12 protein-coding genes are annotated in these 16,095 nt (G+C 51.1%); 4 read left to right on the top strand and 8 right to left on the bottom strand.

From position 1 onward, the window contains the following. Positions 1 to 246 precede the first annotated feature (246 nt). The gene (locus tag ACF8PK_RS16475) at positions 247 to 3,426 is read left to right on the top strand and encodes a DUF748 domain-containing protein (protein ID WP_392442453.1); all 3,180 of its coding nucleotides are present in this window, start codon (positions 247 to 249) and stop codon (positions 3,424 to 3,426) included. 429 nt (positions 3,427 to 3,855) lie between these two features. Further along, positions 3,856 to 5,352, top strand: a complete 1,497-nt coding sequence (locus ACF8PK_RS16470) for an EAL domain-containing protein (protein WP_392442450.1) — start codon at positions 3,856 to 3,858, stop codon at positions 5,350 to 5,352. An 80-nt stretch (positions 5,353 to 5,432) separates the two neighbouring features. Here the strand turns inward: ACF8PK_RS16470 and ACF8PK_RS16465 are convergent, their stop codons facing one another. Both ACF8PK_RS16465 and hcp read right to left on the bottom strand, forming a co-directional pair. Then, the gene (locus ACF8PK_RS16465) at positions 5,433 to 6,476 is read right to left on the bottom strand and encodes a 2Fe-2S iron-sulfur cluster-binding protein (protein WP_392442447.1); all 1,044 of its coding nucleotides are present in this window, start codon (positions 6,474 to 6,476) and stop codon (positions 5,433 to 5,435) included. A 48-nt stretch (positions 6,477 to 6,524) separates the two neighbouring features. Further along, a complete protein-coding gene (hcp, locus tag ACF8PK_RS16460; protein ID WP_004727701.1) occupies positions 6,525 to 8,186 on the bottom strand; it encodes a hydroxylamine reductase in 1,662 nt (553 codons plus the stop codon). Positions 8,187 to 8,468: 282 nt separating this feature from the next. On the opposite strand from hcp, the gene ACF8PK_RS16455 reads away from it, so the two are divergent. Beyond that, positions 8,469 to 8,693, top strand: a complete 225-nt coding sequence (locus ACF8PK_RS16455; protein ID WP_004727700.1) for a hypothetical protein — start codon at positions 8,469 to 8,471, stop codon at positions 8,691 to 8,693. A 95-nt stretch (positions 8,694 to 8,788) separates the two neighbouring features. Here the strand turns inward: ACF8PK_RS16455 and ACF8PK_RS16450 are convergent, their stop codons facing one another. The 3 genes from ACF8PK_RS16450 to ACF8PK_RS16440 all read right to left on the bottom strand — a co-directional run bounded on the left by ACF8PK_RS16450 (position 8,789) and on the right by ACF8PK_RS16440 (position 10,938). After that, positions 8,789 to 9,403 carry a LysE family translocator gene (locus ACF8PK_RS16450; RefSeq protein WP_014258067.1) on the bottom strand — a complete coding sequence of 205 codons (615 nt, stop codon included), beginning with the start codon at positions 9,401 to 9,403 and terminating at the stop codon, positions 8,789 to 8,791. A gap of 72 nt (positions 9,404 to 9,475) precedes the next feature. Then, complete coding sequence (locus ACF8PK_RS16445; RefSeq protein WP_143679521.1) at positions 9,476 to 10,402, bottom strand: LysR family transcriptional regulator; 927 nt, start codon at positions 10,400 to 10,402, stop codon at positions 9,476 to 9,478. An 86-nt stretch (positions 10,403 to 10,488) separates the two neighbouring features. Beyond that, positions 10,489 to 10,938, bottom strand: coding sequence for an Lrp/AsnC family transcriptional regulator (locus ACF8PK_RS16440; protein WP_392442442.1), 450 nt, complete (start codon positions 10,936 to 10,938; stop codon positions 10,489 to 10,491). A gap of 307 nt (positions 10,939 to 11,245) precedes the next feature. Here ACF8PK_RS16440 and yjeH point away from each other — a divergent pair, with 307 nt between their 5' ends. Continuing rightward, on the top strand, positions 11,246 to 12,505 hold the full coding sequence (gene yjeH / locus ACF8PK_RS16435) for an L-methionine/branched-chain amino acid transporter (RefSeq protein WP_038151884.1): 1,260 nt from the start codon (positions 11,246 to 11,248) through the stop codon (positions 12,503 to 12,505). A 65-nt stretch (positions 12,506 to 12,570) separates the two neighbouring features. On the opposite strand, the gene ACF8PK_RS16430 is transcribed toward yjeH, so the two are convergent. The 3 genes from ACF8PK_RS16430 to hutX form a co-directional block, all read right to left on the bottom strand. Beyond that, complete coding sequence (locus ACF8PK_RS16430) at positions 12,571 to 14,694, bottom strand: methyl-accepting chemotaxis protein (protein WP_392442438.1); 2,124 nt, start codon at positions 14,692 to 14,694, stop codon at positions 12,571 to 12,573. 331 nt (positions 14,695 to 15,025) lie between these two features. Further along, the gene (gene hutZ, locus ACF8PK_RS16425; protein ID WP_014258063.1) at positions 15,026 to 15,556 is read right to left on the bottom strand and encodes a heme utilization protein HutZ; all 531 of its coding nucleotides are present in this window, start codon (positions 15,554 to 15,556) and stop codon (positions 15,026 to 15,028) included. A 23-nt stretch (positions 15,557 to 15,579) separates the two neighbouring features. After that, positions 15,580 to 16,083: a heme utilization cystosolic carrier protein HutX gene (gene hutX / locus ACF8PK_RS16420; RefSeq protein ID WP_004727692.1), complete on the bottom strand. Its 504-nt coding sequence runs from the start codon at positions 16,081 to 16,083 to the stop codon at positions 15,580 to 15,582. Positions 16,084 to 16,095: the final 12 nt, after the last annotated feature.

Raw genomic sequence — 16,095 nt, 5'->3', positions numbered from 1 at the left:
ATTTAGGTACACTGAACACCACTGTTCTAATCCCCTAGATTGACCACAATCTGGCTCGACTCCTCAAGCCTCGGGTTAGGATATACAATCATAACGAAGCCCTCGTTCGGAACGCCTCATTCGGCAGTCGCGCAAAGGTGGTGACCCATCATCCAACCGGCCTGACCCGCTGCCCTTGTATTGCCTGCAGGTATGAGGCCCGCACGACGGACAAATACTGAAGTTAACAAAGGGATCTCCCCTGTTATGTCAAACGCCTTGTCACATTTTGCTCAGCGCTTTAAACAAGCGCCCAAACCAATACGCTATGGCGCCTATGCGGTATCTGCGTATGCCGTTTATGCCGTCACCTTAGGTTTAATCACCCCTGCCGTGCTCAAAGCAAAAGCGCCTGAAATCATCACGCAACAAACCGGTCGTAGCGTGGTGTTGCAGCAGGTCAGCATCAACCCATTCTTATTGCGCGCTCGCATCGATGGGTTTGCCATTCAAGAAGCAGATGAGCAGAGCGCTTTCACGCAATTTGATCGTCTGGAGCTCGAATTTAGCTTCTGGAAAAGCTTGTTCACATTCACGCCAACCGTTGATCACGTCACCTTGACCGGGCCGAAAATCGCACTGCAACGTTTGAGCGCAGGAGAACACGCGCGATTCAACTTCAGCGATATCCTTGATACCGTCGAGGCCAACGCGGCGCAAAACCCACCGAAAGACGAAGCCGACACTCACGATGCTGGCATTCCTGCGTTTCGCATCGGCAGCATTGAAATTGCACAAGGCCAATTTCATTTCAAAGACGATGTGACGGGTGCAGCACTTAATTACGACGGCCTGAATCTGAACCTGTCACAATTTGACAGCCAAGCATACAGCCTCGCATTGCCGCAAAATGCACAAGACAAGAATCTGCAACTCGCCTCAGCAGCCAACCATTACAACTTCATGATTCGAGGCGTGGATAACAGCCAGTTCACCCTCAAAGGCCAGTTCCAATTGGCGCCACTGAAAGTTGAAGGTGACGTGGCACTGCAAGGTTTAACACTGCCGCCCTTCTGGCCATTTACCGCCGATCAAATGCAAGCATCCGTGACCGACGGGATGATTGGCTTCGCCGCTCATTATCAACTGGATCGTGAAACCGACGCGCTGCGTTATCAGGTGAGCAACGGCCAATTTAACCTTGATCATCTCACCATCAGCGATGGGCAAACACCGAAGGTGAAACTGCCGTCATTGGCCGTGCATGGCATTGGAGTGAGCAGCGAAACCCAAACCGTAGACATTGCTGATGTGCAGATCAACGGACTGTGGGTCGATGCAGCAATGGATCGCCAAGGGTTGGATCTACAAACGCTGTTTCAACCGAAACAAGCGACAAGCACTAAAACCCCTGACGCGCCAGCGCAACCTAAGTCCGACACGGAGACCACGGCTCGCACCGATGACTCTGCAAACGGCACCGCGAATGGTACTGATGACAACGCGAATAGCACTGATGACACCGCGCCAAGTTGGTTAGTGCGCCTCAACCAATTTGCGATGACCGACACCGACATCAACGTGAAAGAAAGCGTTCAAAGTAGCGGCGTCTTCTGGCGCGTGTTCCCGCTGTCGATCAAAACCGGTCCGGTGATCAGCGATCTCAACACGCCCATTGATTACGATGTGTCACTGGCCGTCAGTTCGAATACGCGCGCGCAACCAGAGACTCCGCGTGGCGAAATCAAAACCTCAGGTAGCGTCGATGCCAAAGCGCTCAGCGCCCAGGGTCAATTGGCGATCACCGATCTCGACCTCACACAATTGCAGCCTTACCTCAAGCCGTATGTGAACCTCACGCTGGCCAAAGGCAAGTTCTCGACCCAAGGCAAGTATGCCGGTGACGCCAACGGTCAAGCGAGCTACCAAGGCTCAGCCGCGATCAACACCCTGCTGATCCGCGACACGGTACAAAACCAACCGCTGGTCAAATGGCAGGCGATGAACATCGATGCACTCAACTTCGATGCCAAGAAAAATACGCTCAAAATCAACACCATCACATTCAATGCGCCTTATGCGAAAGTGATGATTGCCAAAGATAAGCGCACCAACATTGGCAACCTTGTGGTAGAAAACAAAGCGCCCGCAGCGAAGTCGGCCCCACAAGCCAAATCGGTGGCGGTGAAGACGAAAACCAGCCCAGCCAACCAGAAACCGCTGGCGATTGATATTGCCGCCGTCAAACTGGTCAACGGGTCGGCCTTCTTTGCGGATAACTCGCTGACGCCAAACTTCGCATCTGGCATTGAGTCGCTGCAAGGCTCAGTCCGTCACTTGTCGTCCACACCGGGTACCAAAGCGCAAGTGGACATCAAAGGTAAAATCGACAAATACGCGCCTGTGACGCTGAAAGGTGAAATTAACCCACTGATTGAAAAACCGTATCTGGACTTGGATTTGGTCTTCAAGAGCGTAGAACTAACCTCCGTGAACCCATATTCCGGCACGTATGCGGGCTATTACATCGACAAAGGCCAGTTGTCTCTCGCATTGAACTACAAGCTGGACAACAACCAACTGGAAGGCAACAACCATTTGGTGATCGACCAGCTCAAACTGGGTAAACCTAGTGAATCCGATCTGGCCACCAGCCTGCCGCTGACCCTTGCGATCGCCATTTTGCAAGATAAAGACGGCGTGATTGACTTGGGCGTACAAGTGTCTGGCGATGTCAAAGATCCAAGCTTCAGCTTCGGTAGCGTGATTCTAAAAGCGCTCAGCAACATCATCGTCAAAGCGGTGACTGCGCCGTTCTCACTGCTGGCGAACTTGGTGGGGTCGGACGAAGAACTCAACCACATTGCGTTTGCATTTGGTGACAATGAACTGTCCAAAGAAGAGCAAGAGCGCCTGCTGAAACTGGCGCAAGCGCTGGATTCACGCCCGCAACTGAAACTGAGCATTGCGGCGTCAGTGTCTGCAAACGATGACAGTACAGCGTTGGCAGAGAAACAAGTGCAGCAAGCGATGCTGGAAGAGAGTGGCCTTGAAGCCATTCCTGACAACTTCAGTGCGAGCCGCATCGCCGATTCTGAGCCGTTGGCAGACGCCGTAGAAACCTTGGCGAAAAAACAACTGGATCTCAGCATTCGCCAAGAGCGAAACAAAGTGGAGCAACAGTTGATCGAACGCGCAGAAGGCAAAGAGGTCACGGATGAACAAATCCAAACCACCTTGCTGCTGGGCCTCTACAACCAACTGGTCAATGCGACTACCATCACACCAGAGCAGTTGGGCAACCTTGCTGAAGCGCGTGCCAAAGCGGTGAAAACCTATCTGGTGGATGAAGCACACATCGCGCCTGAGCGTGTGTTCCTGCTTGACAGCAAAACGCAGCTCAAAACAGAAAGCAGCGGTGTAGACCTCACGGTCGATGCTCAATAACCCCGGTTGAACCTGACAAAACGCCCCGAACATTCGGGGCGTTTTTATTATTATTATTTGTTTATATTATTTATTAAATGAATTAAAACCTGAATGTTATAATTATTAAAATGTCAGAATAATATAAATTATATATCAGTACATCCTAATTAATTACCCTGCATACTCATCAACAGAAATAAGCAGAAACATTGACTATTTCATGGCTATCGACGATGATGTTCGTTCGTTAAACGGATTAAAAATACCTAATATGGCAAATAGTTACTGGTCAAACCATCCGTCACACAAACATACTCGCCATGGCAACGCGGCTAAGTTGGAATTCGATACTGTATGCAATTAATTCGAACAAAACTGAGTTGTTTCCTAAAACGATTGGACCGCCAATCTTTAATACATCAGGTTATTTTGCTCGGGATTGCTTTATTGGCTTACGCTTTATTTTGCGCCTTATACAGCCATCAACGATTTGACCGATTAGGTAAAGAATCCATCCAATTTATTGAACAGGCACTGCAACACACGCGTCAGCAAACAGAACCGTTAATCACGCTGGTGCAACATGAACGACCGTGTTCAGAGGTCGCAGGGCATCTGCGACAAAGCGTGTTCCAATCGGACTACGCCAAAGAGATCGGTATTTTTAACCATTCACCGATGATTTACTGCACCAGCACGCAAGGCTATTCCGCCGTCAACATCTATCCGTCTATTTTTGAGCGAGTCCTGCACTCCCCTTCACACGAAACACTAGCGTACACCAAAACCGCGATCACCAAAACGTATTCGCTGATCTATATTTTCGCCAACAGCGATTTAAAAGGTATCAGTATGTTGATACCGCCTCGTTATCTCACACGTATTGTGAGTGATGTGATTGATGAAGATCTGCTGCCATTTGAAATTAAAGTTTATGAAAACAAAATTTTAAATAAAGAAATCAAAGAGATAATAAATACACTGCAGTTTAAATCTTCGGTATTTCCTTTGGTCCTTGAATTTTATATTACGCCGAAAACCTACCTGCATTTTATTGTCAGTGAAGCGTGGATATTACTGTGTATCTACTTTGTGATGTTGTCTGCATATCTGTACAAGCGCAAAAAAGTGCTGCAAAAACAAAGCCTAGAAAGTTCTATTTTGCATGCACTGCGTGAACGCCAATTTGATGTCTATTTTCAGCCGATCGTCAAAGCCTCCACCCAACACGTGATTGGCTGTGAAGCCTTGCTGCGCTGGAACCACCCGACGCAGGGGCAAATTCCACCTACCATATTTATCCCTCTTGCCGAGCGGTTGGGTTTTATTGAACAACTGACAGATTTTGTCATCGACCGCGCGTTGGCTCTGGTCGACAACAACGCCGAACTGATGCAAGGCAAGTACATTGGCGTCAACATTGATCGCAGCTTAATGTGCAATGAAGCGTTCACCTATCGCATGGTGGAGCGCGTGAATTCAAACCCAAGCTTTGCGGAATACATCGCATTTGAAATTACAGAAAATGGCGATTTCAGCGAACAGGAACTCAAAATCGTTGAACGTAATTTTCAGCGTTTGACTCAGTCTGGCATTCGCTTGTTGGTGGATGATTTTGGCACGGGGTATTCCGGGCTCAATTTCGTGCGTCAGTTCCATTTCGACACGTTAAAAATCGACCGCGTGTTTGTGAAGAATTTAGGCCACGAGCTGCATCTCAACAACTTGTTGGTGTCGATGCTGCAACTCGCACAGAGCTTGAATATGCAGGTGATTGTGGAAGGGGTAGAAACACAGGAACAGCTCGATATTTTGCGCGAGCTGGGCGTGGACTACATTCAAGGCTATTTTTACGCAAAACCGCTGCCGGTGTGCGCATTTATCACTTTCTTGAATCAACACACGCAGTGCGATGAAGGCCAGCTGTCACTGGCCCTCCAATAGTTCAACAATTGATGGCATCACTGCGCCGCATTGAGTTGACGCGACTTGAGTAGGCGTGACTTGAGTTGGCACAACATTGATTAGTTGAGCGCAACATCGACGTCCGATTCAATCACCGTGGAGCAGGCCAACACGTATCCCTGCGCAATCTCGTCAGCCGTTAAGGTGTCCTGACTGTGACTGCGAACCGTTCCCGAGGTCACGCGGCATTTACACGATCCGCAGATGCCACTGCGACACGCGGCGATAATCGGCAGTTGACCCGTTTCCAGCGCTTCGAGCAATAAGCTTTCACTGGGCGCGTCGATTGTCGCGTCAAACGCCGCCACGCGTACTCGAACCGACGAATTGCCCACTGGCACGGGCTCGGTCACCGCTGAAGTCAAGCTCTCTTGGTAAACTGGTGTAAAGCTCTCTTGGTAGAAATGCTGCATATCAAACTCAAGCGTCTGTAAGTAACGCTCGACATCCTGCATAAAGCCCACTGGCCCGCACAAATAGACCGTGCGCTGATGCAGGTCGGGAATCAAATGTTGCAGCCCCGCTTGATCCAAACGCCCCTGCGCATGTTCGGTGCCGCTGGCATCTTTGAGCAATAATTTGAGATGAAACTGCGGATATGCCGCGGCCAGTTGTTGCAATTCGCGCGCATAAATCGTTTCCGAGAGGCTGCGCGCCACATGCAGAAAATCAATCGCCACGTTACCCTGCGCAAGCCAGTTTCGCGCCATCGACATCACGGGCGTAATGCCACACCCAGCGCTGATCAACACCACCTTCTCGCGCGGTGGGCAATCGACCGTGTTGAATTGCCCCTGCGGCTTCATCACGCGAATCACATCCCCCGCAGTGAGGGACTCCACCACGTGGGTCGACACTTGACCGCCCGCCACGCGTTTGACGGTAAATTGCAATACCGACTGCGTTGGCATCGAGCTGATGGAATAGGCGCGAAACACCGTTTGACCGGCAAGCTCAAACCCCAAACTGGCAAATTGACCCGGTTTGAAATCAAATGCCACCGTATCGGGTGAGGCCAGCTCAAAGCTGACACAGTCTGGCGTTTCCATCCATTTACGCGCGCACACTAATTCGAGAATGTCCTGTTCTGCCCAAGCAGACATAATGCTCTCCTCTTGTTGTCAGGCCCTGCACGCAGGGCCTGATTGTGATTACGCGGCGAGAATGGTCGCCAGATCGTTTTCGACTGTGGTGATGCTGCGCATATCAAACTGCGCTTGCAGCACTGCCATCAGGTTCGGCGTCAGGAACGCTGGCGCCGTTGGGCCGGTATAAATGCCTTTCACGCCCAGTGCCAACAAGGTCAGCAAAATCACAATCGCTTTTTGTTCAAACCAAGACAGCACCAACGTCAGTGGCAAGTCATTCACGCCGCAGTCAAATTCGTTTGCCAGCGCCAATGCCAACTGAATGGCCGAATACGCATCGTTGCATTGGCCGACATCGAGCAAACGTGGAATGCCGTTGATGTCGCCAAATTCATTTTTGTTGAAACGGAACTTGCCGCATGCCAGCGTTAGAATCACGCTGTCTTGTGGGGCTTGTGCGGTAAAGTCGGTGTAGTAGCTGCGCTCTGCTTTGTCGCCGTCACACCCGCCGACCAGGAAGAAGTGTTTGATGTTGCCCTGTTTCACTTGATCAACCACCGCAGGCGCTGCCGCCATCAATGCGTTGCGACCAAAACCAACGGTAATGTAGTGCTCAATTTCGTCATATTGGAAACCCGGTTGCGCCAGCGCACACGCGATCACGGCGCTGAAGTCGTCCCCTTCCACATGCGCCACGCCCGGCCAGCCCACGATGCTGCGGGTAAACAGGCGATCCGCGTACTGACCGACATTCGGGTTCAGCAGGCAGTTTGACGTCATCACAATCGCACCCGGGAAGTTAGCAAACTCTTTTTGTTGGTTCTGCCAAGCGCTGCCGTAGTTCCCCACCAAGTGCGGGTATTTGTTCAATTCTGGATAACCGTGCGCAGGCAGCATTTCACCATTGGTGTACACATTGATGCCTTTGCCAGCGGTTTGTTGCAGGATTTTTTCCAGATCATGCAGATCGTGGCCAGACACCAAAATACATTTGCCTTTGACCGGTTTCACGTTCACTTGGTTGGGCGCTGGGTGACCAAAGGTTTCAGTTTCGCCTTTATCCAACATTTCCATGATGCGGTAGTTCATCATGCCGATCTGCATCGCAGTCTTCAGCAGCGCGTCGATGTCGGTTGGATCCGTACCCAACCACGCCATGATCTGGTGATATTCCGCGTACACCGCATCGTCGGTTTGGCTCAGCACGCGCGCATGTTCCATATAAGCCGCAGCGCCTTTGAGGCCATATAAACACAGCAAACGCAGGCCAATGATGTCTTCGTGCAGGCTCTCTTTGCCACGGTTCACCGCCGCCGTCGGTGCAAATGCCAGCAGCGCCGCTTTGTCCTGTGGCAGCTCAAACTCAGCCGCCGCTGACAATGTTGGAATCTCAAAGCCGGTCAACGTCGCCGCGGCACGGACCTGTTGTTCCAATTGACGTTTGTATTGATGAGATAACTGAGCAAATTCAATAATGCGGTCAGGGTCGAAGTTGACGTTGGTCAACGTCGCGAAGAAGGCTTTCGGCGCCCACTGGTCGATCGCGTCGATCGTCACACCGCATGCGCGGCCCAGATTAGCCCAAAATGAGACACCCTGTAATGAATACACCAGCACGTCTTGCAGGTCTGAGACTTCTGCTGTTTTGCCACACATGCCTTGGGCATAGGCACAACCTTTCACAGCAGGGGTAGATAGGGTTTGCTCGCATTGAATACAGAACATATTGAAGCTCCAGAGTGATGAGGGCGAGTTTATCTCGCTTATTTATGCTTTCCGCAGCTCTTATGGCATATTGCGTGCCAATTTTTATCTATATGATTTATATGCCATTTATCATATTCATTACATTTTACAAGGTCATTTCGACCACGCAAAAATCAGGTAAAAACACTCAAACAGGTCATTATGACTTACACCCTATTCTGAATATCTTAATGATCTTGTTCATGTTTGATTCATCTTGACCCGGTTAGAGTAACCACTCATGACACAGAGGAGCAGAACATGTATCGATTTCTAGTCACCACACTGGCTCTGATCACCGGATTCTTCGCTTTGATGTTTAGCCTGTTACTGGCGATTCCCTTGGCTATCGCCGCCGTCATCACAGGAAAACGTCTGGAAAAGCAACTGAAACGTCGCCCGTTTTATCAGGCGCAGGGTAACCCAGGCCATGTTATTGATGGCGAGTTTGAAGACGTATCCGGCGGCCATCACCGATCATCGTAATCACAGACACAACAAAGCCGCTGGCATCACATGCTCAGCGGCTTTTTCTTTGGGATAAACGGAGGTCGTGCCGAGACAAGGCAACCCCAGGGCAATTACACCGTCATCACCACACGCACAGCCAATGCAATCAAAACTACGCCGGAGATACGGTCGATCACCACCGCTTTCGCGCGCAACTTGTTCAGCAGTTTGGGGCTCGACAGCACGAACGTGATCAAGGTGTACCAAAGGCCATCAACGACCCACGGCGTCATCACGATCGCCGCTTTACTGCCCACACCGCTGCCAACAGCGACGTACTGACTGAACAGCGCGATGAAGAACAATGCGATTTTTGGGCTAAGCAGTGAAATCATCAGGCCTTCTTGCGCCGATTGCCACACCGTCACCCGTTCGCCCGATTCCAATTTCGCAGCCACGCCGCCTTTCGAACGCAGGGCGTTTAATCCCAAATACGCCAGATAAAATGCACCCGCGTAACTCACGGTTTTAAACACCAATGGCGATTGATGCAACACCACCGCCAAACCAATTAAGGTGATAAACGCATAGAAACCAATCCCGCACGCATGCGCCCACGCCGCTGCGAGGCCATTTTTTCGGCCGCCCGCCAGCGTATGTTTGGCAACAGTTGCCAAGCTTGGGCCCGGTGACATCGCACCTAAAATCGAGATAGTAAGAAGGGAAAGCCAAACCGTGAATGTCATAGAAACTCCTTAGTGAAGTCACGACATTAACAAGCCTTACGTATTAATTGAAATCAACAATTCTCATGAAAGCTATGATTTGTAATCATACCCAATCGAATAAGAGGTTTCGGTCATGATGGCATGGACTAACGTTCGCGCCCACTGATGGGAAGCTTGATTGTCGTATTTGGCATGCCACAACAACCAATACTTGTGCAGTGGCGTCGTCACGGGCAAGCGTTTGTACACCACGTCATAGTGGTGTTGAAGGTTGTTGGCAATGTGCTCCGGCACCACCATCAAATGCTGACTAAGACACAAGGAGCGAAACGCTGCGGAGAAGAACGGGACTTTCAAGGCGACTCGGCGTCGCTGGCCTAATTTGGCCAACGCTTCATCGATGTAAGTGTCTTTATCGCCGCCGCCAATCACTTTGATGTGCGCGTAATCGAGCAAATCATCGACCGTGAGCGTGGCTTGCGCGGCCAACGGATGCTGATTGTGCATCGCCACCACCGGATAATCGGCGCCAATCAGCAACGACGACACGCCGACTGGCGGCTCTGGCGACATGGTGGAAGCGAGTTGAATGTCGGATTCTGCCATCTGCGGCAGTAAATCAGGCTGCCAAAGAGAGTACTTGACCGACACCTGCGGCGATTGCACCGCCATCGCTTCAACTATCTCTGGCAAGATAAATTGCGCCACGTAGTCACTCGACGCCAACACAAACTCCCCTTTCCATTGCGCAGGCTCAAATTCAGCCTCCACCATCAGCTCATCGAGTTCGAGAAACCAATGCTCGAGTTTGGCTTGAAGCTGTAACGCTTTCGGTGTCGGGATCAACTGATTGCCATCACGCACCAACAGCGGATCGGCAAACAGCTCGCGCAGCTGGCTGAGCTGACGACTCACCGCAGACTGCGTGATGTTGAGTTTATGGGCGGCTTGGCTAACATGGCACTCATCCAGCAGGACTTTGAGCGAACGCAGTAGATTAAGGTTGATGTGATTCATACGTCACTCACCTGTCGGTTGGTTGGTAAGACATCGTCGCGGGCCATCGCCTGCTCACCTTGTTCCACAGTCGGTTGTGCGCTCATTCACACCTGCTTTTTGGTATTGAAAAACTCTTTGAGTACCGCGTGCGTCATCAAATTCCGCAGTTGCGGGTTGAGCTGCAATTCATCGCGAATCGCATTGAGCTCTGCCATGCTCTCCACTTCCACATACAGCATCAAATCGGTTTCCCCGCTGATGGCATGGCACCATTTGATCCCCGGCAGTTGATACAGTTTTTCGGCATACCGCTCACACGAATGCAAACTGGCCGAGGTATCAAACTTCAACGCGAAGTAAGCGCACAGATTGTTATTTGTTTCGGGCTGCGCCACTTGAGCGTGGTAGCCCAAAATGACTTTATCCTGTTCGAGTTTCTTGATTCGGGCCGTAATGGCGGAACGGGAAAGACTCACTTCACGTGCGATGTCACTCACGGACATTCGCGCATCACGCCGAAGTAAGTTGATGATCTGGTTGTCAAATTTATCCATTTTTATAATTTCCACACAAATAGGTTTTTCGTCGCACAGTCACGGTGAAAAACCACCAACTTATCCTGTTGATTCCTCGCTAATTTGACATAAATTTCCCAGAGAGACTACTTGTTCTCACACTTTCCGCATACTTTAACCGTCAAAATGACGGTAAAGCCAAGAAAATGCGTCAATTTGACGTGAAAGCCAGCCACTTTGGCAGATGCATAAACAACAACTTAAGCGTATCCTTTTTCCCATAAGCCCTATGTTGGTGCAATGCCAAATGGACAGGGAATCATAATAAAGATCAGGGAACGAGAACGTGCAGCAACTCAGACAAGACATCACTCTTTTGTCCGGTATCGGGCAGCTTTCAACAACATTAATGGGGACGGGCTTATTCATGATTCCTGCCATTGCGGCTGGGATTGCGGGCGAGTTCTCGTTGTGGGCGTGGTTGATTTTATTTGTCGCCATCTGCCCGATCGCCCTGACCTTTGCCGCCTTGGGTAAACGTTACCCAAACGCCGGTGGCACGGCCTATTTCGTCCGACAAGCGTTTAACGCCCGCTTAGAGCGCGCGGTCGCTTGGCTTTTTGTTAGCGTCATTCCTGTAGGCGTTCCCGCAGCAATTGCTTTGGCTGCCGGGTTTTTACAGCAACTGTTACCCGCTCCGATTGACCACCCTTTATTGGCACAAGCGCTGACCATCGCGCTGCTGATTGGTGTCAATTTGGCGGGTACCAAATCCTCCGGCCGTCTGCAAACGGTCATCGCGTTAAGCATCTTTGTGCTGATCGCCTCTTTCTTTGTGGTTGGTGATGTCAGTAGTGACGATCTGAAGATGCCACCGTTAACCCAAGCATCGATGTGGCCCATCGGCGCCGCGTTGGGGGTCATGTTCTGGTGTTTTGTCGGCATCGAAGCTTTCGCGCACATGGGAGAAGAGTTTAAGAATCCGCAACGTGATTTTCCGATTGCGATTCTGGTGGGCTGTTTTGTCGCCGGTGCAACCTATTGGGTCTGCTCGGTGGTGATCCTCAAATTTGGCGCCTACGGCAGCCCCCAATTTGATAGCGCATCGATTCCATGGCTGAGCGATCAACTGTTCGGCGCCAACGCTGCCATTTTGATCAGCCTGGTGGGTTTTTTCGCCTGCTTTGCCAGTGTGAACCTCTACACGCAAAGCCTGTCGCGTATGGTGTGGACGCAAGCGCGTGAATATCGCCCAAACAGTGCCGTGGCGAAATTGTCACGCCGCGGCGTACCCGCGCATGCTACGTGGATCGTCGGCCTCATTTTGTTGGTCTCTTGTGTCGTCGCCCAGTGGTCTGGATTGAATCTGGAATTCTTCCTGAAACTGGCCAACAGCATTTTTGTGCTGGTTTACCTGTTGGCGATGTTCGCCGCCTACAAACTGCTGCACGGTTTTGCCAAAGTACTGGCCGCCATCGCGCTGCTGCTGTGTACCGGTGTATTTATCTGTTTGGGTTGGTCAATGTTTTATGCGCTCGGCATCTTCGCGCTGCTCGCCGTGCCTTGGAAAAAATCGGCGCGCACGCCGCACCCAACCTCGAAATAAGCCAACCTCATTCAACGTGAAAAGGCGGGTCTCCCCGCCTTTTTTGATCGCGCCAGAAGCGTCCGTTACGACGCCTTGCTCACTTCAAATCGCCCAACCAGTTGGTCGAGTCGCTGCAATGAGTTTTGCATCAACGTGGTACGCCGCGCCAACTCGGATGAGGCTTCCTGCAATTTCACCACGGTGTGCTGCGCCGAATCGGCGGTTTGGCGATGCTCTTCACTGTTGCGCGCAATGCCTTGAATCAAGGTAAACAACCCCGTGACGGACGAACGCAGTTGCTCGCTACGCGCGGAATCATCGACGATTTGGGTGCTATTTTCGACGTTGGTGATGCCTTCTTGCATGTAACGCACCGCCAGCTCCGATTGGCTGTGCAGCGCTTTCATCAAGTCGCCAATGTTGTTGGCCGCCTGTGAGGTTTTATTCGCCAACACGCGGACTTCATCGGCCACCACCGAAAATCCGCGACCGTGCTCACCCGCGCGCGCCGCTTCGATGGCCGCATTGAGCGCCAACAGGTTCGTTTGGGCAGTAATTTCAGTAATCAACGCGACAATGCCGCCGATTTTCTGCATTTCGCTGTTCACTTCGTTCACCGTCTGCGCCGATGACTGCACAATGGTTTTGATGTCGTGTGCGCTTTCCGCGGCCTTTTGATAATCCAACTGCGCCGCTTCGACCGTTTCCTGCATCAACACATTCATTTCATTGGCCGTGTCGTTGGCATTGTTGATCTCCTGGCTTTGAATCCCAGCCAGAGACAGCATGTCGGTGATCGAGGTCGCGGTGGTGTCACTGGTCGACAGCAACAATTGACTGCGACGAAACATCGACTCTGATACGCTTTGCACTTCGCGGCTGGCAAACACCAACTCTTTGATGATGCCTTCAAGGCTGTCGATAAAACTGTTGGTCCAGCGCCCCAAATCGCCTGTTTCATCGGCCTTGAACCGACTGGCATCCAATCGCCGAGTCAAGTTGCCATCCCCTTCCGCCAGAACCTGCATCACTTGCGTCATACTTTCAAGGTGCTTGGCCATCGGCCGCGAGGTAAAACCATGGAACAGCCCGACCGCCAGCGCGCCCATCAGCAGCGACAAGAGCAGCAACTGCCACTCTTGTAGCGGATACACGTAACTGACTAGAAAGGGCAGCAACAATGGCGCGAAGATACTCAGCGTGAACTGTTGGTCGAGTGTTTGTGCCAACGAACGATGGCGATAGACCTCTTCCAGATCCGATTCACACATCATGCCCCAGCGATCCACCGACCCCGGCATGGTAAACGTCACCCCTTTACCAATCACGGGAATGTGGCGATAGTCCGAATACCCCGGATATTCGACAAACAAGTTGCTGCCATTTTTGATCGTTTCGCGCACGCCAGGATGCAATTGGTTGGTGGCCGGATCATTAAACACAATTTCAAATTCAGTGTGACGCTGCACTTTCACCACGCCCCACCGCGTGTTCACGCCTTCCTTGAGGTTTTCCCCATGAGAAAAACGGTTGTCTTCAAAGCGCGAACGCGACAGCGCCACGCCCTGCTGAATCGACGGGTCAAACTGCGATTGCACCATAAACAGGTAGTTATCACCCGATTCGCTGTAGATGTGCCCCGCTTCCCGTTGGATCAAGTCCCCAATCACATCATTGGGTACGCGGCCACACAAACAGCCAATCTGCACGCCATCGTTGATCAGGGGTTGGTAGAACATCAGCGTCACTTCATCATGGAACAGCGAACTCGACGGCCCGATGGCTAACGTGACATCGTCACGATAAGGCCCGTGCAAAAAAGGTTGCGTCAATCCGGTACGTAACGCGGACATCGACACGACCGACTTTCCCTGCTGAGGCGGATAGGTGGAATCCACAATTTTTCCTTCGGGCGAGACAATAAACAACTCAGACAAGTCGCTGCTGCGTTTGAGCAACCGATTGAGTGTATCTCGATATTCTTGAGGGGATTTGGTCGCGACATAAAGCGCGGCATCGTGTAGAAATGACCATTCATTCTCCGCCCAAGTGGTGAGAATCTGAACCCGTGTGTTGGCAATATTTTCAAAGGTTTGCTGTAGCGATCCCACGCGTTTCCGGTTCATAAAACACGCTTTGCGCATCGCCAATTTTCCGGTCTGACCCAGCCATGGAAGCCATCCTCGCTCCGCCGACGTTAACTGCATAAATCCACCATCCATGTGTATTATTATTCATTCAAACTATGCAAAGCACGTTCCAAAAATTGAGAAACAATACGCTGTGCTGAATTTCACGCCTGCGAAAAACGACTTCACTAATCCTGACGTCGTCACCAGGACAACTCACTTATGTTATTGAATTGTTTCATTTTAATTTGCACCAAACCAATGCATCGCATGCACAATGATGCACCACAATGCACTATGTTGGTGATGCCGCCGGTTTCATGCCCATATCCACGGGTGAATCCGACATGAAAAAGGGCTGCGATGTGCAGCCCTTAGATTTACTTTGATGCAGTGACGCGCAACGCGATCAGCCGTTTGAGATCTTGCGATGCCCTTCTTGCAGATGAACAAAGTCCACCAGATCATCGCCAGATACTTGATACGCTTGACCAAAGCCTTTCACGAACAGGCCTTTTTCTGGTTTTAGGCAGTACAGGGTGAAATCTTCGAGTTGGCTCAGGCCATCAATGATCTCACCGAAGCGATCTTTCATTTGACCAATCACCTGTTGCCACAACGCCGCATCACGAGGAACACTTTTGGCAACCGCATCAAACGTCAGACGTTTACGCGCAAAGAGTTGCTTTGCATCGCTTTCGTCTTCGATCATCATGATCGACACCTGAGGGTTGATATCCAGGTTACGGGCATGACGGGCAATGTGGGAAATCAGAATGAAGTACCCTTCCTGGTTTTGCACGAACGGGGCGTAACTGACATTCGGGCGACCGTCTGCATCGACAGTAGCCAGTTGCAGCGTGGCACGTTCCTGACGAAACGCTTGGATTTCCGGCTCCAGACGTCCTTGCAGGCGCTCCTGCTTTACTTGCTGATCCATTTACTTTCTCCTCAAACCGATCATTATTTTTGTAGTTGTTGTTGCCATGCTTTAAAGCGAGTGACTTGGTCGGATAACAACTCACGCTTTTCGTCCCGTCCCAAATACACCTTAAAAATGTTGTCGCCCTGCGCACTGAAAAAGCCAAAGTAGTGGCTTTCACGTCCCATAAACGGCTTGCTGACCAACGCAATGTGCGCAATGGTATCGAGCTTCAAATGGCCATGCAGCTGACCGTCACGCCCCATCAAATTGTAGTAGCCGCGCGCCATTTTCCCTTTCGGTAGTGGGGCTTTGACCTCAAAAATCGAACCAAACGACTGGACGATGGTGGTCACGGTGCCCCAATCGGCAATGTCGCTCAGCAGGGTTTCAGCGTCACTGCCCGCCAACACGGCGACCATCTCTGCTGGCAGCGCGTTGACCACATCAAATTCAGACACATTGAGACGTTCAGCCATCGCCGCAGGTAACAATGTGGGTTCTTGTTCAAGTAGCTGCGCCACTTGCTGTTGTAGAGATTCCATAGTTCTATCCAA

Origin of the sequence: Vibrio sp. CJQ_6, assembly GCF_043106745.1 — a bacterium.
GTDB classification, from domain to species: Bacteria; Pseudomonadota; Gammaproteobacteria; order Enterobacterales; family Vibrionaceae; genus Vibrio; species Vibrio furnissii.
The sequence above is the reverse complement of the archived record's forward strand: the minus strand, read 5'-3'. Positions and strand labels throughout refer to the sequence as shown.

What these genes read in the sequence shown, in the direction of transcription:
- ACF8PK_RS16430 (WP_392442438.1), bottom strand. Translation starts at nt 14,694, where the DNA reads ATGCAGTTAACGTCGGCGGAGCGAGGATGGCTTCCATGGCTGGGTCAG.
- ACF8PK_RS16445 (WP_143679521.1), bottom strand. Translation starts at nt 10,402, where the DNA reads ATGAATCACATCAACCTTAATCTACTGCGTTCGCTCAAAGTCCTGCTG.
- ACF8PK_RS16450 (WP_014258067.1), bottom strand. Translation starts at nt 9,403, where the DNA reads ATGACATTCACGGTTTGGCTTTCCCTTCTTACTATCTCGATTTTAGGT.
- hcp (WP_004727701.1), bottom strand. Translation starts at nt 8,186, where the DNA reads ATGTTCTGTATTCAATGCGAGCAAACCCTATCTACCCCTGCTGTGAAA.
- ACF8PK_RS16475 (WP_392442453.1), top strand. Translation starts at nt 247, where the DNA reads ATGTCAAACGCCTTGTCACATTTTGCTCAGCGCTTTAAACAAGCGCCC.
- hutX (WP_004727692.1), bottom strand. Translation starts at nt 16,083, where the DNA reads ATGGAATCTCTACAACAGCAAGTGGCGCAGCTACTTGAACAAGAACCC.
- ACF8PK_RS16465 (WP_392442447.1), bottom strand. Translation starts at nt 6,476, where the DNA reads ATGTCTGCTTGGGCAGAACAGGACATTCTCGAATTAGTGTGCGCGCGT.
- hutZ (WP_014258063.1), bottom strand. Translation starts at nt 15,556, where the DNA reads ATGGATCAGCAAGTAAAGCAGGAGCGCCTGCAAGGACGTCTGGAGCCG.
- ACF8PK_RS16440 (WP_392442442.1), bottom strand. Translation starts at nt 10,938, where the DNA reads ATGGATAAATTTGACAACCAGATCATCAACTTACTTCGGCGTGATGCG.
- ACF8PK_RS16455 (WP_004727700.1), top strand. Translation starts at nt 8,469, where the DNA reads ATGTATCGATTTCTAGTCACCACACTGGCTCTGATCACCGGATTCTTC.